15 protein-coding genes are annotated in these 19,336 nt (G+C 72.3%); 8 read left to right on the top strand and 7 right to left on the bottom strand.

Annotated features, from left to right (window positions below; genetic code table 11):
* Positions 1 to 27: 27 nt before the first annotated feature.
* Positions 28 to 1,266 (top strand): cysteine--1-D-myo-inosityl 2-amino-2-deoxy-alpha-D-glucopyranoside ligase, encoded by a 1,239-nt coding sequence (gene mshC / locus GA0074694_RS25135; RefSeq protein WP_091462496.1) that lies wholly within the window; start codon positions 28 to 30, stop codon positions 1,264 to 1,266.
* A 50-nt stretch (positions 1,267 to 1,316) separates the two neighbouring features.
* Here the strand turns inward: mshC and GA0074694_RS25130 are convergent, their stop codons facing one another.
* Both GA0074694_RS25130 and GA0074694_RS25125 read right to left on the bottom strand, forming a co-directional pair.
* Entirely contained in the window at positions 1,317 to 2,108 is a 792-nt protein-coding gene (locus GA0074694_RS25130) for a GntR family transcriptional regulator (protein WP_091462495.1), read from the bottom strand.
* Positions 2,109 to 2,272: 164 nt separating this feature from the next.
* Positions 2,273 to 3,142: a PAC2 family protein gene (locus tag GA0074694_RS25125; RefSeq protein ID WP_091462494.1), complete on the bottom strand. Its 870-nt coding sequence runs from the start codon at positions 3,140 to 3,142 to the stop codon at positions 2,273 to 2,275.
* A gap of 289 nt (positions 3,143 to 3,431) precedes the next feature.
* Between GA0074694_RS25125 and metH the strand changes: the two genes are divergently transcribed.
* The 5 genes from metH (at position 3,432) to GA0074694_RS25100 (ending at position 10,404) form a co-directional block, all read left to right on the top strand.
* Positions 3,432 to 6,935 (top strand): methionine synthase, encoded by a 3,504-nt coding sequence (gene metH, locus GA0074694_RS25120; RefSeq protein WP_091463956.1) that lies wholly within the window; start codon positions 3,432 to 3,434, stop codon positions 6,933 to 6,935.
* 324 nt (positions 6,936 to 7,259) lie between these two features.
* Entirely contained in the window at positions 7,260 to 7,991 is a 732-nt protein-coding gene (locus tag GA0074694_RS25115; protein WP_141714274.1) for a hypothetical protein, read from the top strand.
* A complete protein-coding gene (locus GA0074694_RS25110; protein WP_141714273.1) occupies positions 7,988 to 8,674 on the top strand; it encodes a hypothetical protein in 687 nt (228 codons plus the stop codon). Before GA0074694_RS25115 ends, GA0074694_RS25110 begins: the two co-directional genes overlap by 4 nt.
* A 170-nt stretch (positions 8,675 to 8,844) precedes the next feature.
* Positions 8,845 to 9,627 (top strand): neutral zinc metallopeptidase, encoded by a 783-nt coding sequence (locus tag GA0074694_RS25105; protein WP_091463953.1) that lies wholly within the window; start codon positions 8,845 to 8,847, stop codon positions 9,625 to 9,627.
* Positions 9,628 to 9,750: 123 nt separating this feature from the next.
* Complete coding sequence (locus tag GA0074694_RS25100; protein WP_091462491.1) at positions 9,751 to 10,404, top strand: HAD family hydrolase; 654 nt, start codon at positions 9,751 to 9,753, stop codon at positions 10,402 to 10,404.
* A 108-nt stretch (positions 10,405 to 10,512) separates the two neighbouring features.
* On the opposite strand, the gene GA0074694_RS25095 is transcribed toward GA0074694_RS25100, so the two are convergent.
* The 5 genes from GA0074694_RS25095 to GA0074694_RS25075 form a co-directional block, all read right to left on the bottom strand.
* Positions 10,513 to 13,062 (bottom strand): ABC transporter permease, encoded by a 2,550-nt coding sequence (locus GA0074694_RS25095; RefSeq protein WP_091462490.1) that lies wholly within the window; start codon positions 13,060 to 13,062, stop codon positions 10,513 to 10,515.
* Entirely contained in the window at positions 13,062 to 13,832 is a 771-nt protein-coding gene (locus tag GA0074694_RS25090; RefSeq protein WP_091462489.1) for an ABC transporter ATP-binding protein, read from the bottom strand. Before GA0074694_RS25090 ends, GA0074694_RS25095 begins: the two co-directional genes overlap by 1 nt.
* A 292-nt stretch (positions 13,833 to 14,124) precedes the next feature.
* A complete protein-coding gene (locus GA0074694_RS25085; protein WP_091462488.1) occupies positions 14,125 to 14,805 on the bottom strand; it encodes a response regulator in 681 nt (226 codons plus the stop codon).
* Complete coding sequence (locus GA0074694_RS25080) at positions 14,802 to 16,022, bottom strand: sensor histidine kinase (protein ID WP_091462487.1); 1,221 nt, start codon at positions 16,020 to 16,022, stop codon at positions 14,802 to 14,804. Before GA0074694_RS25080 ends, GA0074694_RS25085 begins: the two co-directional genes overlap by 4 nt.
* A gap of 88 nt (positions 16,023 to 16,110) precedes the next feature.
* A complete protein-coding gene (locus tag GA0074694_RS25075) occupies positions 16,111 to 17,028 on the bottom strand; it encodes a RecB family exonuclease (protein WP_091462486.1) in 918 nt (305 codons plus the stop codon).
* A 137-nt stretch (positions 17,029 to 17,165) separates the two neighbouring features.
* On the opposite strand from GA0074694_RS25075, the gene GA0074694_RS25070 reads away from it, so the two are divergent.
* Together GA0074694_RS25070 and GA0074694_RS25065 are read left to right on the top strand one after the other, a co-directional pair.
* On the top strand, positions 17,166 to 18,317 hold the full coding sequence (locus GA0074694_RS25070; protein ID WP_091462485.1) for a M50 family metallopeptidase: 1,152 nt from the start codon (positions 17,166 to 17,168) through the stop codon (positions 18,315 to 18,317).
* Positions 18,314 to 19,330 carry a tRNA (adenine-N1)-methyltransferase gene (locus GA0074694_RS25065; protein WP_425413637.1) on the top strand — a complete coding sequence of 339 codons (1,017 nt, stop codon included), beginning with the start codon at positions 18,314 to 18,316 and terminating at the stop codon, positions 19,328 to 19,330. The genes GA0074694_RS25070 and GA0074694_RS25065 overlap by 4 nt, the downstream gene beginning before the upstream one ends.
* Positions 19,331 to 19,336: the final 6 nt, after the last annotated feature.

The following is a 19,336-nucleotide window of genomic DNA, read 5'->3' as shown; positions in this document are numbered from 1 at the left end:
GTCGTAACGCTCGTTAGGCTGGCGGGCATGGAGTCATGGGTGGGGCACGAGGTGCCGCGGCTGCCGGGCAGGGGCGAGCCGCTGACGTTGTTCGACTCGGCGCGTCGCGGTGCACACCGGAGTGATCCGGAGGGTACGGCGACCATGTACGTCTGCGGCATCACACCGTACGACGCCACCCACCTCGGACACGCCGCGACCATGATCACCTTCGACCTCGTCCAGCGGATGTGGCGGGACTCCGGCCGCGAGGTCCGGTACGTGCAGAACGTCACCGACATCGACGATCCGCTGCTGGAGCGGGCCGAGCGCGACGGCGAGGACTGGAAGGTCCTGGCCATGCGGGAGACCGCCCTGTTCCGCGAGGACATGGAGGCGTTGCGGATCATCCCGCCGGCGCACTACGTCGGCGCGGTCGAGTCGATCCCGGACATCGCCGACCGGGTGCTGGTGCTGCTCAAGGACGGCGCGGCGTACCGGCTCGACGACGGCACCGGGGACGTCTACTTCGACATCGCCGCGACGCCCCGGTTCGGCTACGAGTCCAACCTCTCCCGGGAGGAGATGCTGGAGATCTTCCCGGAGCGCGGCGGCGATCCGCAGCGCCCCGGCAAGCGCGACCCCCTCGACCCGCTGCTGTGGCGCGGCGAGCGCCCCGGCGAGCCCTCGTGGCCGGGCGGCGACCTGGGACCGGGGCGTCCCGGCTGGCACATCGAGTGCGCGGTGATCGCCCTGAACCTGCTCGGTGACCGGATCGACGTCCAGGGCGGCGGCAACGACCTGGTCTTCCCGCACCACGAGTGCTCGGCGGCGCACGCTGAGCGCCTCACCGGGCAGGCCCCGTTCGCCACCCACTACGTGCACGCCGGCATGATCGGCCTGAACGGCGAGAAGATGTCCAAGTCCCGGGGCAACCTGGTCTTCGTGTCCCGGCTCCGGGCCGACCGGGTCGACCCGATGGCGGTGCGGCTGGCCCTGATGACCGGGCACTACCGCAGCGACCGCTCCTGGACCGACGCCCTACTGGACGCAGCCGGGGAGCGCCTGGCCCGCTGGCGGCGCGCCGCCGCCGCCCCCGCCGGGCCGTCCGGCGCGGCGCTGCTGGCCGGGGTACGCCGGCACCTCGCCGACGAATTGGACACCCCGGGCGCGTTGGCGCTGGTCGACCGGTGGGCCGAGGAGACGCTGGCCGGCGCTGCGGACGACCCGGACGCCCCGGCACTGGTCGCCACGACGGTGGACGCCCTGCTCGGTATCCGCCTCTGAGCCACTGACCAGGAGGGTCACCGCAGCCGCGTGCGGTGGTCGGGCGGCGGTCAGCCGAGCACGAGGCCCGGGTCCGGGTCGGGTTCCGGCGTCGGACCGGGGACCCGGTACTCCTCGGTCAGCGTGGTCATCGGCCCCGGCCAGGTGGCTTGCGCCACCTCGATCGGCTTGCGCGCGCCGTCGTAGGCCACGTGCAGCAGGTGCAGCACCGGCGTGTCCGGCCGGATCTGGAGGGTCTCCGCCTCCTCCCGGCTGGGCTGGCGGGCGCTGATCGTGTCGGCGGCGGTGACGTACCGCCGGCCGATGGCCTCCTCCGCCTCCTGGTAGAGCGGGCGGCCGAACGCCTCGGCCCGCTCCAGGGAGGTGCCGGCGGTGTCGGCCGGCAGGAACCAGGACGCACCGACCTCGACCGGGGACTCCTCGGTGCGCACCAGGTGCCGCCGGACGAGCAGTTCGGTGCCGTCCGGCACGCCGAAGGCGTCGGCGACCTCGGGCGGGGCGGGGGCGCGTCCCACTCCGACGAGCTGCTGCCGGTACCGGGCGGCGAGGTCGGTGTGATAGCCGCGGAAGCCGCCGTACCGGCCCCGGGAGAGCCGGTTGAGCCGTCGCCGGGTGCCCCGGACGTACGTACCCGAGCCGGGTTTGGTGATCAGGACCCCCTCGACCCGCAGCTGGTCGACGGCGCGCTGGACGGTCTGCTTCGCCACCCCGACCATCTCGGCGATGGCCGGGATCGACGGCAGTCGCTCGCCCGGTGCCCAGTCGCCGCGCCGGACCCGGGCCTTCAGTTGGTCGGCGATCTGGCGGTGCGGGAACTCGGCGGCTCCCGGATTGATCTGCACGGCCTTCCTCCCACCGATTGACAGCTAGGTTCCTAGGATGCCCTACGGGGTATGCCCTCCGCCACCCCGGCACGCTCTCCCCGATGCCTCTCCCGGTGGACGACGACGGGCCCGGGACGTCGAGGTTGACGTCCCGGGCCCGAGTGGTCGGGTGAAGCGGTGACCTACCAGGATCCGGCGGTGGGACCGGCGGAACCACCCCGGCGACGCAGGTACTTCTCGAACTCCTGGGCGATCTCGTCCCCGGTCAGCGGGGTGATACCGGCGTCGCCGACCCGCTCCTCCAGCTCCCGGACGTACTCACCGAGTTCGGCGTCCTGCTCGGCGGCGCTGCGCACCCGCTGCTCCCACTCGGCGACCTCCTCGGCCAGGTCGGCCATGGGCACCGGCAGGTCGAGCACCTCCTCCACCCGGTGCAGCAGGGCGAGGGTGGCCTTCGGGCAGGGCGGGTTGTTGGCGTAGTGCGGAACGTGCACCCAGAACGAGACCGCGTCCACCTCGGCCCGTGTACAGGCGTCGTGGAGCACCCCGACGATGCCGGTCGGGCCGTCGTATCGGGTGGGGGTGAGCTGGTAGCGCTGGGCGGCCTCGGCGTCCGAGGCGCTGCCGCTGATCGGCAGGGGCCGGGTGTACGGAACGTCGGCCAGCAGCGCGCCGAGCAGCACCACCCGCTCGACCTCCAGGCTGTGGCACAGCTCCAGCACCTGCTCGCAGAAGGTGCGCCACCGCATGCTCGGCTCGATGCCCCGGATCAGCACCACGTCCCGTTCGGTCCCCTCCGGGCTGGCCACCATGAACCGGGTGGTGGGCCACTCGACCCGTCGGGTCGCCCCGTCGGCCATGGTGACCGTCGGCCGGCTGACCTGGAAGTCGTAGAAGTCCTCCGGGTCGATCTCGGTGACCTGGCGGGCCTGCCAGACCTGCTCCAGGTGCTCCACCGCGGCGGTGGAGGCGTCCGCGGCGTCGTTCCAGCCCTCGAAGGCGGCGATGGCCACCGGAGAGCGCAGCACCGGCAGCCCGTCGAACTCGGTCACGCCGTCACCTCACCCTGCTCGTTCCGGCCGACGCCGGCACCACGGATGGTGGTGCGGTGGCCCCGCGCGGTGGCGTCCCTGTTGTCCCTCACGTCGCCAGCCTACGTCCCGGCGCGGCATGCGGCCCGTCGGCCGCGCCGGTCGGTGGCCCGGGCCGGTCGTCCTGGCGTACCGGATGCGGTCGGTGGGCCGGACCGTGCGGGCGGTCTGGCGGCACAATGTGGGAGCGACGAGTACCGCTCCACCACGACGCGAGACTCCGCACTAACCTGAACGGGTGCGGACCTCGTTGCTGAATGAGCTGTCAGACCGGATCCTCGTCGCCGACGGCGCGATGGGGACGATGCTCCAGGCGGCCGACCTGACCCTCGACGACTTCGAGGGCTACGAGGGCTGCAACGAGATCCTCAACGTCACCCGGCCCGACGTGGTGCGGTCGGTCCACGAGGCCTACCTCGCCGCCGGGAGCGACTGCGTCGAGACCAACACCTTCGGCGCGAACCTCGCGAACCTCGGCGAGTACGACATCCAGCACCGCATCTGGGAGCTCTCCGAGGCCGGCGCGCGGATCGCCCGGGAGGCGGCCGACGCGTGGAGCACCCCGGAGCGTCCCCGGTTCGTGATCGGCTCCATCGGGCCCGGCACGAAGCTGCCGACGCTCGGCCACGCGGCGTACGCGACCCTGCGCGACGCGTACCAGCAGAACGCCGCCGGCCTGATCGCCGGGGGCGCGGACGCGTTGCTCGTGGAGACCTCCCAGGACCTGTTGCAGGTCAAGGCGGCCGTGGTCGGCTCCCGTCGGGCGATGGCCGAGAGCGGGACGACCGTGCCCCTGATCTGCCACGTCACCGTCGAGACCACCGGCACGATGCTGCTGGGCAGTGAGATCGGCGCGGCGCTGACCGCCCTGGAGCCGCTGGGCATCGACCTGATCGGGCTGAACTGCGCCACCGGTCCGGCGGAGATGAGCGAGCACCTGCGCTACCTCTCCCAGCACGCCCGGGTGCCGCTGTCGGTGATGCCGAACGCGGGCCTGCCCCAGCTGACCGCCGACGGGGCGGTCTACCCGCTCACCCCGGAGGAGCTGGCCGAGGCGCTGGAGCGGTTCGTCACCGAGTACGGCGTCTCGCTCGTCGGCGGCTGCTGCGGCACCACGCCGGAGCACATCCGGGTGGTCTCCGAGCGCCTGCACGGCGTCCGTCCGGCATCCCGGCAGCCGGTCCAGGAGCCGGGGGTCTCCTCGATCTACCACAACGTGCCCTTCGCCCAGGACGCCTCGGTGCTGATGGTGGGGGAGCGGACCAACGCCAACGGTTCCAAGGCGTTCCGGGAGGCGATGCTCGCCGGCGACTGGCAGTCCTGTGTGGAGGTCGCCCGGGGGCAGGCGCGGGACGGCTCGCACCTGCTCGACCTGTGTGTGGACTACGTCGGGCGGGACGGTACGCAGGACATGCGGGAGCTGGCCGGACGGTTCGCCACCGCCTCCACCCTGCCGATCATGCTGGACTCGACGGAGCCGCAGGTGATCGAGGCCGGGCTGGAGATGCTCGGCGGGCGGTGCGTGGTCAACTCGGTGAACTACGAGGACGGCGACGGGCCGGAGTCCCGCTTCGGGCGGGTGATGCCGGTGATCCGGGAGCACGGCGCCGCGGTGGTGGTGATGTGCATCGACGAGGAGGGGCAGGCCCGCACCGCGGCGGACAAGGTCCGCATCGCGTCCCGCATCATCGACGACCTGACCGGCCGTTGGGGCATGCGGCTGCCGGACATCATGGTCGACACGCTGACCTTCCCGATCTCCACCGGTCAGGAGGAGACCCGCCGCGACGCGGTCGAGACCATCGAGGCGATCCGGGAGATCGCCCGGCGGTACCCGGGGATCAACTTCACCCTGGGCGTCTCGAACGTCTCCTTCGGGCTCAACCCGGCGGCCCGGCAGGTGCTCAACTCGGTCTTCCTGCACGAGTGCGTGCAGGCCGGGCTGACCAGCGCGATCGTGCACGCGAGCAAGATCCTGCCGATGACGAAGATCCCGGCGGAGCAGCGCGAGGTCGCCCTCGACATGGTCTACGACCGCCGTCGTGAGGGGTACGACCCGCTCCAGCGGTTCATCGACCTCTTCGAGGGCGTGGACGCCGCTTCCGCGCGGGCGACCCGGGCGGAGGAGTTGGCCGCGCTGCCGCTGGAGGAGCGGCTCAAGCGCCGGATCATCGACGGCGAGCGCAACGGCCTGGAGGCCGACCTCGAGGCGGCGATGGCCGCCGGCACGGCGCCACTGCTGATCATCAACGACATCCTGCTGGACGGCATGAAGGTGGTCGGTGAGCTGTTCGGCTCCGGCCAGATGCAGTTGCCGTTCGTGCTCCAGTCCGCCGAGGTGATGAAGACCGCGGTGGCGTACCTCGAACCGCACATGGAGAAGGCCGACGACGGCGGCAAGGGCCGGATCGTGCTGGCCACGGTCAAGGGCGACGTGCACGACATCGGCAAGAACCTGGTCGACATCATCCTGTCGAACAACGGCTACGAGGTCGTGAACATCGGCATCAAGCAGCCGGTCAACGCGATCCTGGAGGCCGCCGAGCAGCACCGGGCGGACGCGATCGGCATGTCCGGCCTGCTGGTCAAGAGCACCGTCATCATGAAGGAGAATCTCGCCGAGATGGCCGCCCGCGGCGTGGCCGAGCGGTGGCCGGTGCTGCTGGGCGGCGCGGCGCTGACCCGTGCGTACGTCGAGGACGACCTGCGGGCGCTCTTCCCGGGCGAGGTGCACTACGCGCGGGACGCGTTCGAGGGGCTGGCCCTGATGGACCGGGTGATGACGGCCAAGCGCGGTGGCGCGCCGGTGGTGGATCCGGAGCGGGAGGCGGCGCTGGCGGCCCGGCGGGCGCGCCGCGAGCGGCAGCGGGCGATGGTCACCGAGTCGCTGCCGGAGCTGGACGACGCCTCGGTCCGCTCGGATGTGGCGACCGACGTGGAGGTGCCCGCCCCGCCGTTCTTCGGCACCCGGGTGGTCAAGGGCCTGCCGCTGGCCGAGTACGCGGCGCTGCTCGACGAGCGGGCGACGTTCCTCGGCCAGTGGGGGCTGCGTGGTTCCCGGGGCGGCGACGGGCCGTCGTACGAGGAGCTGGTGGAGACCGAGGGGCGGCCCCGGCTGCGGTACTGGCTGGACCGGCTGACGGCCGACAAGGTCCTCGAGGCGGCGGTGGTGTACGGGTACTTCCCGGCCTACGCCGAGGGCAACGACCTGGTGGTGCTGGACGAGAGCGGTCACCGCGAGCGGGCCCGGTTCTCGTTCCCCCGGCAGCGGCAGGAGCGGCGGCTCTGCCTGGCCGACTTCTTCAAGCCGCGCGGCGACCAGTTGGACGTGGTGGCGTTGCAGTTGGTCACCGTCGGCCAGCCGATCAGCGAGTACACGGCGAAGATGTTCGCCCGCAACGAGTACCGCGACTACCTGGAGGTGCACGGGCTCTCCGTGCAGCTCACCGAGGCCCTCGCCGAGTACTGGCACCGGCGGGTGCGGTCCGAGCTGACGCTGCCGTCGGGGCGTACCGTCGCCGACGACGACCCGGCGGACCTGGCCGGGCTGCTGCGCAGCGACTACCGGGGTTGCCGGTACGCGTTCGGCTACCCGGCCTGCCCGGACCTGGAGGACCGGGCGAAGATCGTGGAACTGCTCGGGGCGGAACGGATCGGGGTGCGGTTGTCGGAGGAGTTCCAGTTGGAGCCGGAGCAGGCGACCGACGCGATCGTGGTGCATCACCCGGAGGCGAACTACTTCAACGCCAAGTAGGTCCGGCAGGCAACAGGGGCGGAAGGTGCCGGCGTGACGGCCTCGGCCGCGTGTCCGGACTGCGACAGGCCGGATGGGTCGGGTCGGACGCGCACTAGGATGTGGTCGATGCGGGTTCTTCCCCTCGGACGCGCGACGTTGGCCGTCACGCTGTCCGCTGTCCTGACTGCGGCGTGTGGTGCCGGTACGCCGTCCCCGTCGCGCAGCCCGTCTTCGTCGGCTTCCGTGGCCGGCGGGTCCCCGGCGGCTTCGGGGAGTCCGCCCGAGCGTTGCGAAGCCGGTGTGTTGTCGAATCCGGCGAAGGGTGGCGGAAGCGACCTCAAGGTGAGGATCCTCCGTCAGCAGGGCGGCGGTCCGGGGTGGGACATCGCGTTGCCGGCGGCCTCCGTGAAGTCCTTTCCGGAGTTCACCGGCGACGCCAAGGCGTCCGACACGTCGGATTCCTTCGCTCGGGCCTTCGACGAGGGGGGCGCGTTCTCCCACGACGGGGCCGTCATCGAGCTGTCGTTGTACAACCGTCGGTCCAGCCGGCTCACGATCCACGACATCCGGGTCGTCAACAAGCGGATCGTGTGTCCACCCGAGGGCCTGCTGTTCCTGGAGGGCAACGAGGGCGGTGGGTTGGTGGACCTGGTCTACTCGCTGGACGCCGCGGCACCGGTCGCCCACAGCAGGAGCGCGAGCGGGGAGATCAGCACGGAGCCGTACTTCACCAACGACGTGATCCAGGTCGAGCCGACGGACCAGGCGACCGTTCAGATGGACATGAGCGGGGTCAGGTTCGCGTACGAGTTCGACATCGCGATCGACTACTCGGTCGGCGGGGAGAGCCGAAGCCAGCTCGTGCGGCGTCGGAACGGTCCCTTCCGGGTCACCACCGCGCTCTGCCCGCGTCCTGACCTGCGGTCCCGGTTGAGCGAGGGCGACGTGCAGCGCCTCAAGGCGCAGCGGTACGGACTCGTCCGGCGGCGGCTGCCGCAGGTCGATGCGTCCGGCGGGTTCGTGTACGAGAACGTCACGGCTACCGAGTTCGTCCGGTCATGCCCGACCTGGTGAGACGTGAGTGGCAGCGTACGTCGTCCGGGTTGTACGTCCCGAAGCGTGACGACGGTCCCGGTGACTGCTCTCCGTACGAGCAGGAGGATCTGAAGTACACGCGACGGCAGACCCTGGCCGCGCTGGCCGGTGCGGTCCTCTCCCTCCTGGCGCTGATCGGGTCCGGGGCGGCCCTGGTGTACACCGCCAAGGCGTGGGACGGCCAGCAGACCCTCGTCGAGCAGCAGATCGCCCTCAACCGGGTCAACCAGGAGCGCGAACGGCGGGTGTACAGCTCCCGGGTGGCCCTCTGGGCGACGATCGGCACCGACTTCAGCAGTGTCAAACCGGCCGGTGTGGACGTACACGTGCAGAATCGTTCGCCTGTGCCGCTTCGGCGGGTGCGTCTACTGGTGCCGTTGGAATCCGGACGTGTCGCCGAGGCCCGGATCGCGGACGTGCCGCCCTGTGTCGTCCGGACGATGCGGGTCGCCCCTCCGGTTGGCGAGCGTTTCGCCGATGCGCGCGAGCAGTGGCTGGGATACACCCCCGTGGTGCTGGAGTTCGAGGAGACCGGGCGGTTCTGGCGTCTCGGCGACGGTGGCCTGACGCTGACAGGGGCCGATGTGCCTGCGTACGCCGACCGGTTGCGACTGGCAGCGCCGACGGAGAGCCCGGTCGGGGACTGCGGCGAGGGCGCCTGATCCGGTGTCTTCACTGAGGGGCCGAGGTGTTCGTGATCGGGTCCGGATTCCCCTCTGCGCCTGGGTCGAGCAGCGGTGGGGAGACGGGGTCTGCCCGGGTGCTCCTTTCCGATCAGCAGTCAGGATGGCCCCACGCCGCAACCCGGGCCCTCCGGGCGGTGGGGTGCATCATCGAGGCGGGCGGGGGGTACAGCTGGCGGCGTGGCACCGATGCTGGGGAGGGCACCGTGCGGCGTATTTCCACAGGGCGGATCGGTGGGCTGCTGGTGGCGGCGGTCGTGGCGGGGGCCTGCGCGGTCGGCCCGGTGACCGACGGCGGGGACGGCGGGCCACCGGAGCCGGGTACGACCTCGCAGGACGGGACCACCCGGGCGGACACCCCGACGAACGTCGAGGAGTTCAAGAAGGACATCGACGACGCGGTCCGCTCGGCCGAGACGTACTGGTCGGCGCAGTTCCGGGCCGCCGGGGAGCGGTTCCGGCCGATTCGGCGGATCATCCCGTACCAGCGGGAGGGTGAGGTGTCCTGCGGCGGGCAGGCGCTGCCGCGCAACAACGCGGTGTACTGCTCGGCGGGGGACTTCATCGCCTACGACGTGAACTGGGCGGTGGTGGCGTTCCGGCAGATCGGTGACGCGTTCCTGTACTACCTGCTCGGCCACGAGTACGCGCACGGCATCCAGACCCGGTTGCGCGTCCGCTACCAGTACACGATCGAGCAGGAACTCCAGGCCGACTGCATGGCCGGGGCGTACCTGGGCGGCGTCATCGAGGCGAAGGTGCTGACGCTGGAGGAGGGTGACCTGGAGGAGTTCCGGGAGGGGCTGCTCGCGGTGGGTGACCAGCCGGGGCAGCCGTGGTTCGCCGAGGGGTCGCACGGCTCGGCCGAGCAGCGCACCCAGGCGTTCTTCAACGGATACGAGAAGACCCTCTCCGCCTGCGGTCTGGGGTGACCGGCGGTTGACCCACGTCTCCCCGCCGGGGACCGGTGCCACCGGCGGCGGGCGGGGCTGCGAGGATCGCCGGGACCGCCGCACCCCCGGGAGGATACGCTGAGCAGCCAGCCACCCGCCGCCGTGCTCTTCGACATGGACGGCACCCTCGTCGACAGTGAGAAACTCTGGAACGTCGCGCTCTACGAGCTGGCCGTCGAGTACGGTGGCACGCTCTCCGAGGCGGCCCGGCTCGCCATCGTGGGGACCAGCATGGACGTCTCGATGGAGATCCTGCACGCCGACCTGGCGCAACCGTGGCGTGACCCGCGGGCCAGCGCGGCGTGGATCGACAACCGGATCGTGGAGTTGTTCCGCACCGGCCTGCGGTGGCGTCCCGGTGCGTCCGACCTGCTTCGCGCGGTCCGCGACGCGGGCCTGCCGACCGCCCTGGTCACCTCCAGTGGCCGGCGGCTGGTGGAGATCGCCCTGGACACCCTCGGGCGGGACAGTTTCGACGTGGTGGTCTGTGGCGACGAGGTGGAGGCGACGAAGCCGCACCCCGAGCCGTATCTGACGGCGGCGCGGCTGCTCGGCGTGCCGATCGACCGGTGCGTGGCGATCGAGGACTCGCCGGCCGGGGTGGCCAGCGCGTTGGCCGCCGGGGCGGTGGTGCTGGCGGTGCCGGTCGAGGTGCCGGTCGAGGTGGTCGACGGGGTGCACCTGCGGGAGAGCCTCGACGGCGTGGACCTGGCGGTGCTGGCGGCCCTGCTCCGCTCCGGTCCACCCACCCGGTAGCGCTGCTCGTCCCGCTTCCCGTGCTGTTGCTCGTCGGGTGGTAGGAGGGGTCCCCTGCTCCTCAGAAAGCGGTAGAAGGGGACCCCTCCTACCTAGCAACCCACCACGTCAGTCGTGCGCGATCGCGCCGAGGACGTTGATCCGGGCGGCGCGGGTCGCCGGGACGACCGCGGCGATCACCCCGATCAGCGCGGCGAGCCCCAGGAACACGCCCATCTGCGACCAGGGCAGAACCAGCTTGGTGAAACCCTCGTCCTCCAGGGCCCGGACCACGGCGGCGCCGAGACCGGAGCCGACCACCACGCCGAGCAGCGCGCCGAAGACCGAGATCACCACCGCCTCGACGGTGATCATCCGCATGGTCTGGGACCGACGCAGCCCGATCGCCCGCAGGAGGCCGAGTTCGCGGGTGCGTTCCAGCACCGACAGGGCCAGCGTGTTGACGATCCCGAGCACGGCGATCACGATCGCCAGCGCCAGCAGGATCTGGATCATCGTGAGGAGCTGGTCGAACGCTCCGGTCTGCTGCTCGACGAAGGCCGCCCGGTCGGCGACCGACACCTCCGGGCTGTCGGCGACCAGCTCCTCCAGCCGGGACTGCACCGGCCCGATGCTGGTGCCGTCGGTGAGCTGCACCAGCGCCAGGTACGGCTGCGGGACGGTGAAGTCCGCCGCGCTCTCCCGGGGCAGCACGTACGAACCGGGCAGCCGGTCCTCGGGCACGATGGCGGCCACCGTGTAGGTGTGTCGGGCACCCCGCGCGAACTGGATGGTGAGGGTGTCGCCGACCGCCTTGCCGCGGTTGCGCGCCACCGGCTCGCTCAACGCGATCTGGTCGGGCCGGAGGGTGGCGAGGGTGCCGGAGGTGGCCTTCGCGTGGTAGATCCGTCCGGCCGCCGCCAGGTCGGTGGCGGCGTTGACGTAGCGGCGCTCGCCGTCGACCTCGGCGAAGTCGTTGAACAGCCCGACGACGGTGCCGACCCCGGGCAGCGCGGCGGCCCGGTCGATCACTGCCGGATCGAACGTCGGCTGGCGGGGGCCGGTCTGCGCCCCGGAGATGGTCAGCTCGGCGTCGACGGTGTTCGTCGTCTGGTCGGCGATCGTGGACTTCGCCGAGTCGAGCACCACGGTCACCCCGGTGACCAGGGCGATACCGACCATCAGCGCGGCGGCGGTGATGGCGGTGCGGCGCGGGTTTCGCCCGGAGTTGAGCCGGCCCAGCTTGCCCGGCACGGACCAGGCGAAGATCGCGCCCAGCAGGGAGACCACCGGCCGGCTGATCAACGGCGTGAGCAGCGCCACCCCGACGAAGGTGAACAGCACCCCACCGAGGATGGCGGCCAGGGTGTTCCCACCGGCGTTGTCGGTCAGCCCCAGGGCGAGCAGGACGGCGCCGACGGTGGTGACCACCGCGCCGGAGATGGTGACCCGGGTCAGCGGCCGGTCCGGGGTGGCCACGTCCTGCATGGCCGCGATCGGCGGGATCCGGGACGCCCGCAGCGCCGGCAGCAGCGCCGCCACCAGCGTGATCAGCATGCCCACCGCGAAGGAGCTGACCACCGCCGCCGGGGGTACGGCCAGTCCGGCCAGGGCGAGACCGCCGGCGAACTGCCCGAAGACGTACGCCAGCAGCGCGCCGATACCGATGCCGGCGGCGAGGCCGAGCAGCGAGGCGAGCAGCCCCACCGCGATCGCCTCCAGGACCACCGAACCGATGATCTGCCGGCCGCTCGCCCCGATCGCCCGCATCAGGGCCAGCTCCCGGGTGCGCTGCGCCACGATGATCGAGAACGTGTTGAGGATGAGGAAGGTGCCGACCAGCAGGGCCACCCCGGCGAAGCCGAGCAGGATCTGGTTGAAGAAGGAGAGCCCCTCCTTGAGCCCGGCCGAGGCGGCCTCGGAGGCCTGCTCGCCGGTCTTCACGTCGTACTCGGCGCCGAGGACGCCCGCCACGTCGTCGCGTAGCGTCTCGGGGCGTACGCCGTCGGCGGCGCGGACGGCGATGCTGCTGTACGTGCCGGGCTGGCCGAGCATCAGTCGCTGCGCCACCGGCGTGGTGAACATGACCTCGTGCGCGCCACCGATGCTGTCCCGGTCGCCGCTGTAGCCGAAGATCCCGACCAGGGTGAACTCGCGCTTCGGCTCGAGGGTGAGCACCCCGACCCGGTCACCGACGGACACCTTCGCCGCCTCGGCGAGGGCCGCGTTGATGACGATCTCGTCGTCGGCGCGGGGTTCGCGTCCCTCGCGCAGCCGCACCAGATCGCTCTCGCCGAGCCAGTTGCCGCCCAGCTGCGGCGGGCCGACGGTGGGAACCACCTTGCCGTTGCTGCCGATCAGGCGGGCACCCTGCCCGGCGACCACACCGGTGGCCTCGGCCACCCCGGGCAGCGCGTCGACCTTCTCCAGGACGGTGGCCGGGAACGGGGGCGCGACCTGCTCGCCCTCGGCCTCGTCAGCCGCGATCTTCGGCTTGGTGGTGACGTTGACGTCGATTCCCTCGAACGCGTCGGCGAAGATCGCGTCGAACGAGCGGCCGAGGGTGTCGGTGAGCACGAACGCGCCGGAGACGAACATGACGCCCAGCACCACCGCCAGGCCGGACAGCAGCAGGCGGACCTTTCGGGCCAGCAGGCTCTTCAGCGTCGCCCGGAACATCAGTTGGTCACCTCGGTCACCGGCGTGTCCAGCTTCTTCATGGTGTCGAGCACGGTGTCGGCGGTCGGCTCGATCAGTTCGGAGACGATCTGCCCGTCGGCGAGGAACACCACCCGGTCGGCGTACGCGGCGGCCGTCGGGTCGTGGGTGACCATCACGATGGTCTGCCCGTGCTCCCGGACCGATTCGCGCAGGAAGCGGAGCACCTCCGCGCCGGAGCGGGAGTCCAGGTTGCCGGTCGGCTCGTCGGCGAAGATCACTTCCGGGCGGGAGACCAGGGCGCGGGCGCAGGCGACCCGCTGCTGCTGGCCGCCGGAGAGCTGGCTCGGCCGGTGGTCCAGCCGGTCCCGCAGGCCGACCGTGTCGATCACCGTGTCGTACCAGGCCGGATCGGGTTTGCGCCCGGCGATCGACAGCGGCAGCAGGATGTTCTCCTTGGCGGTCAGCGTCGGCAACAGGTTGAACTGCTGGAAGATGAAACCGACCTGGTCGCGGCGGAGTTTCGTCAGCCCGGCGTCCTTCAGCCCGGTCACCGTGGTGTCCCCGATCGACACGGTGCCCCGGGTCACCGTGTCCAGCCCGGCCAGGCAGTGCATCAACGTCGACTTGCCCGAACCGGACGGGCCCATGATCGCGGTGAAGCGGCCACGTTCGAACTCCACGTTGACCCCGCGCAACGCGAGGACCTGGGCCTCGCCGCTGCCGTACACCTTCCACACCTCATCGGCGCGGGCCGCGACCTGCGCGTGGCGGTCCACCGTAACGGTCACCGTTCCCCCTCAGTTAGCTTCTTGCCGCCGCACCGCCCCCGCTGGTCGGTGCGGCATGGTGTCATCCTCGGTGCCCGGCCGAGCCGATCCGTCCGCCCGGAGGCGGAACAGGAACGGATTTTCGGCTGCGGGTGGGCCCCCATCCGTCCTCGGGGTCAGCCCTGAGTCACGCCGCCCGGGCCGTGGCCGGCGGCGGGCGCCGACGTCACGTCCGGGACAGACCACGCAACGGGCCGTTCCCGTGCGTCACGCTACGTGACCCGGGCAAACCGGGAGAGCGGGTCGGTGAGGGTCAGCCCCGGGGACGGACCAACCCCGACTCGTACGCCAGCACCACCGCCTGCACCCGGTCCCGCAGGCCGAGCTTGGTCAGGACGTGCCCGACGTGTGTCTTGATCGTCGTCTCGCTGACCGACAACGCCCGCGCGATCTCGGCGTTGGACAGGCCCCGGGCGACCTGCACCAGCACCTCCCGTTCCCGGTCGGTCAGCGAGCCCAGCGCCTTCGGTGGCGTGGACGACGGGTCGGGCAGCAGGTCGGCGAAGCGGTCCAGCAGGCGCTTGAGGATCCGGGGTGCCACCACCGCCTCGCCCGCCGCGACCGTCCGGATCCCGGTGACCAGATCCTCGGCCGGCACGTCCTTGGCGAGGAAACCGCTGGCCCCGGCGCGCAACGCCCCCACCACGTACTCGTCGAGGTCGAAGGTGGTCAGGATCAGCACTCGCACCGGCAGCCGTGCGTCGACGATCGCGCGGGTCGCCGCCACCCCGTCCATCCGGGGCATCCGGATGTCCATCAGCACCACGTCCGGCAGGAGCCGGCGGGACAGGTCCACCGCCTCGACACCGTCACCGGCCTCGGCGATGATGTCCAGGTCGTCCTCCGCCCCCAGCACCATCCGGAAGCCGGTACGCAGCAGCGGCTGGTCGTCGGCGAGCAGCACCCGCACCGGCCGCGTCGTACCCTCGGTCATGCCACACTCCTGCCGCGCCGGGTGCCCACGCCCCTGCCGGGGGCGAGCTGGTCCATCGGTAACGTCGCGCTGACCCGGTAACCGCCGCCGGGACGCCGGCCGGTGCGCAGAACCCCACCGTAGAGGCCGACCCGTTCGCGCATACCGACCAGCCCGTGTCCGATCCGGTCGGGTGCGTCACGCCCGGGGCCCCGGCCGGTGTCGGTGATCTCCACGTCGAGCGACACGTCGCCGAAGGTCAGGGCGACCTGCGCGGTGGCCGGGCCGGCGTGCTTGAGCGCGTTGGTCAGCGCCTCCTGCACGATCCGGTAGACGGTCAGGGTCACCCCCTCCTCCAGCGGGCCGGGGGTGCCCTCCACGGTCAGCGTCACCGGCAGTCCCGCCTCGCGGACCTGCTCGACCAGCGACTCGATGCCGGCCAGGCCGGGCTGCGGGGCCAGTTCGGCGGCCGGCTCGTCGGTGCGCAGCACGTCCAGCAGCCGGCGCATCTCCCGCAGCGTGGCCCGGCTGGTGTCCTCGATGGTGGCGATGGCCTCGTCGGCGGCCTCCGGGTCGCGGCCCAGCACCCGACGGGCGCCCGTGGCGAGCACCCCCATCACGCTGACGTGGTGGGCCACCACGTCGTGCAGCTCCCGGGCGATGCGTCGCCGCTCGTCGGCGACCGCCTGCTCGGCCAGGGACCGCTGGTTCGCCTCCGCCACCCGGGCCCGCTCCCGGAGCGCCTCGGTGGAGGCCCGGCGGGCGTGTACCGCCCGGCCCACCGAGAACGACACCAGGCCCACCAGCAGGTTGTTCAGCACCAGGTAGGCGGGGTTCACCTCGAACACGCCCGTCGGCGGCCAGAGCACGTTGACCGCCGCGACCGGCAGCCAGAGCGCCAGCGCGGCCAGGACCGCGGGCCGGATCCTACGGTTCGCCGCCATCGTGTACGTCAGCACCACGAACGTGATGCTCTGCGCGGCCGGGGCGTACCCGAGGAGGGCCGGCAGGAGCAGGGTCAGCACCGCGGCACCGACCGCGAGCCAGGGTGCCATCCGGCGGACCGCCACCGGCGCGGCGCAGAGCACGCTCCAGCCGAGCGCCACCGGCAGTTGCCGGGGCCAGAACTCCCGGGGCGTGAGCAGCGTGAACACGACCTCCAACAGCGCCAGGCCGACGGCGAACAGCACATCCGCGGTGAGCGGGCGCTGACGCAGCCAGTGGGGGAGTTCGGTCACACCACGACGCTAGCCGCCGCCGGGACGCGGGGGTCGTCGCCGACGGTGAACCCTGCCTCATCCTCGTGGAGGAGGACGGCTCGTCCTCTCACTCGTCCGCCCCGGGCGGCGGGGCCGGCCGGGAGCGGGCGTCCCGCAGTGGGTCGGCACTCGCGGCCGACTCCGGGAAGGGCGGCGGGGTCCCACCGAAGGTGGGGCAGTGCGCCTGGTGACTGCACCAGTCGCAGAGCCGGCTGGGCCTCGGTCGGAAGTCCCGCCGCTCGGTCGCCTGCTCGATCGCCCGCCACAGGGCCACCACCGTGCGTTCGAACCGCTCCAGCTCCTCGGCGTCCGGGGTGTAGTCGCAGACCTCGGCGTCGCGCAGGTAGAGCAGGCGCAGCACCCGAGGCACCACCCCCCGGGTCCGCCAGAGCACCAGGGCGTAGAACTTGAGCTGGAACAGCGCCCGGGCCTCGAACGCCTCGCGCGGCGCGCCACCGGTCTTGTAGTCGACCACCCGCAGCGCGCCGTCCGGTGCCACGTCGAGCCGGTCGAGGTAGCCCCGGATCAGCAACTCGTCGTCCACCACCGCGGAGATCAGGCTCTCCCGCTCGGCCGGCTCCAGCCGGCGCGGATCCTCGACGGTGAAGTAGCCGTCCAGCAGGGCGGTGGCGGAGCGGAGGAACTCGGCCACGGCCGCCGGATCGTCGCCGGGGAAGAGACCGGCCAGCTCCGGCTGCTCGGTGACCAACCGGTCCCACTGCGGGGCCACCAGGTCACCGGCGGCGGTCGGGGTCCGGCCGGCGGCCGGCAGGTCGAACAGCCGCTCCAGCACCGCGTGCACCAGCGTGCCCCGGACCTGCTCCACCGACGGGCGTTCCGGCAGCCGGTCGATGCTGCGGAAGCGGTAGAGCAGCGGGCAGGTCTTGAAGTCGGCCGCCCGGGACGGCGACAACGACGCCCGGACCGTCGGCGGCACCTGCGCCGGAGCCGTCTGCTGCTGCGTTGTCACCGGTTCCGCCGTCATGCCCAGGAAGGTTAGGGCACCGGTGTGACACCGGCACCCCCGCCGCTCCGAGGGGGGGAGGTGGCGAAGCGCCGGCGTCGACGCCGCGCCGGACCGACCCGGGCAGACGTACAGCCCGGGTCCGTAGCATCGACCCGATGGAGGAGAAGCCCCGCCCGCGGCGGCCCGACCGGCGTCCCGGCCTGGCCGTGGGCCGGGTGTTCGGGGTGCCGCTGCACCTCAACACGTCGATGGTCCTGCTGGCCCTGCTGGTCACCGTCCTGTACGCGGTGTTCGCCCGCCGCCAGCTCGGCCTCTCCCCGCTCGCCGGCTACCTCATCGGCGTCGGATTCGTGGTCTCCCTGCTGGGCTCGGTGCTGCTGCACGAACTCGGACACGCCCTGACCGCCCGGCGGTACGGCATCGGCGTGCGGGGGATCACCCTGGAACTGCTCGGCGGGTACACCGAGATGGAACGGGACGCCCCGACGCCCCGGGTCGACCTGCTGATCTCCCTCGCCGGCCCGGCGGTCTCGGCGGTGCTGGGCGTCGCCGCCGTGGCCGCCACCCTCGCCCTGCCGGAGCGTACCCTGCTCCACCAGCTCGCCTTCCAGCTCGCGGTGAGCAACGTCGTCGTCGCGATCTTCAACGTCCTGCCCGGCCTGCCCCTGGACGGCGGTCGGGCGCTGCGGGCGGCGATCTGGTCGGCCACCCGCGACCGGCACCTCGCCACCGAGATCGCCGGCTGGGTCGGGCGGGCGGTCGCCCTGGGCACCGCGGCGCTGGTCACCCTGCTGACCGTGCGGGACGTGCTGGCACCGCTGGCGCTGCCGCTGGTGCTGCTGGTCGCCGCGACCCTCTGGCGGGGTGCCGGCCAGTCGATCCGGATCGCCCGGATGAGCCGTCGGTTCCCGCTGGTCGACCTGTCCCGGTTGGCCCGCCCGCTGGTCGGGGTGCCCAGCGGCACCCCGCTGGCCGAGGCGCAGCGCCGCCGGACCGAGAACGGGCCGCCGGACGCCGCGCTCGCCGTCACCGACCCCGCCGGCCGCCCGGTCGCCCTGGTCGACCCGGCCCGTGTCGCGGCGGTGCCACCCGAGCGGCGACCCTGGCTGGCGGTGGACGAGGTGGCCCGGTCACTGGCCACGGTGCCCGCCCTGCCGGTCGGCCTCGACGGAGAACGCGTGGTGGAGGCCGTGCAGACCCACCCGGGCGCACAGTACGTCGTGACGTCAGGCGAAGATGTCGTCGGCGTTCTGCACATCGCGGATCTGGCGCAGCTCCTGGAACCCAAACGGAAGATGAACACGTGACCGCACACCCCACCGCCCTCCCGGCCGAGAACGGCACCCCGGTGCCCGTCGAACCGCCGGCGCTGCCCCCCGTGCACCGGGGGCCCTTCCGCCCCGGCGACCGGGTCCAGCTCACCGACCCGAAGGGGCGGATGCACACGGTCACCCTGGAACCCGGCAAGGCCTTCCACACCCACCGGGGCATCCTCGAACACGACGCGCTGATCGGGCTGCCCGACGGCAGCGTGGTGACCACCTCCGGTGGCGGCACCGCCTTCCTCGCCCTGCGCCCGCTGCTGTCGGACTACGTGCTCTCCATGCCGCGCGGCGCGCAGGTCATCTACCCGAAGGACTCGGCGCAGATCGTCGCGATGGGCGACATCTTCCCCGGCGCGAAGGTCCTCGAGGCCGGCGCGGGTTCCGGAGCGCTGAGCTGCTCGCTGCTGCGGGCCGTGGGCACCGGGGGAGAGCTGCACTCCTACGAGATGCGCGACGACTTCGCCCAGATCGCCCGCCGCAACGTCGAGGCGTTCTTCACCGGCCCGCACCCGGCGTGGCGGCTGCACGTCGGCGACGTCGCCGACTGCCCGGAGACCGGCTTCGACCGGATCGTCCTGGACATGCTCGCCCCGTGGGAGATGCTCGACATGGTCGAGCGGGCCCTCGTCCCCGGCGGGGTCCTGATCGGGTACGTGGCCACCACCCCGCAGCTCTCCGAACTGGTCGAGGCGCTGCGCGAGCGCGGCGGCTGGACCGAGCCACGGGCCTGGGAGTCGCTGGTGCGCGACTGGCACGCCGAGGGGCTCGCCGTCCGGCCCGACCACCGGATGATCGCGCACACCGCGTTCCTGGTCTCCGCCCGCAAGCTCGCCCCCGGCGTCACCGCGCCGCCCCGGCGGCGCAAGCCCAGCAAGGGCACCGAGGCGTACGTCCAGCGCCGGCAGCTGCTGCGCGACGCCGAGGCGGCGCGACTGGCGTCGACCCGGACGGCCGACCCGGACGGTGGTCCCGGCGAGGAGACGGACGCCCCGTGACGACGG

The sequence above is a fragment of the Micromonospora inyonensis genome (assembly GCF_900091415.1).
GTDB classification, from domain to species: Bacteria; Actinomycetota; Actinomycetes; order Mycobacteriales; family Micromonosporaceae; genus Micromonospora; species Micromonospora inyonensis.
Note: the sequence above shows the minus strand (reverse complement) of the source record. Positions and strands in the feature narration are given on the sequence as shown.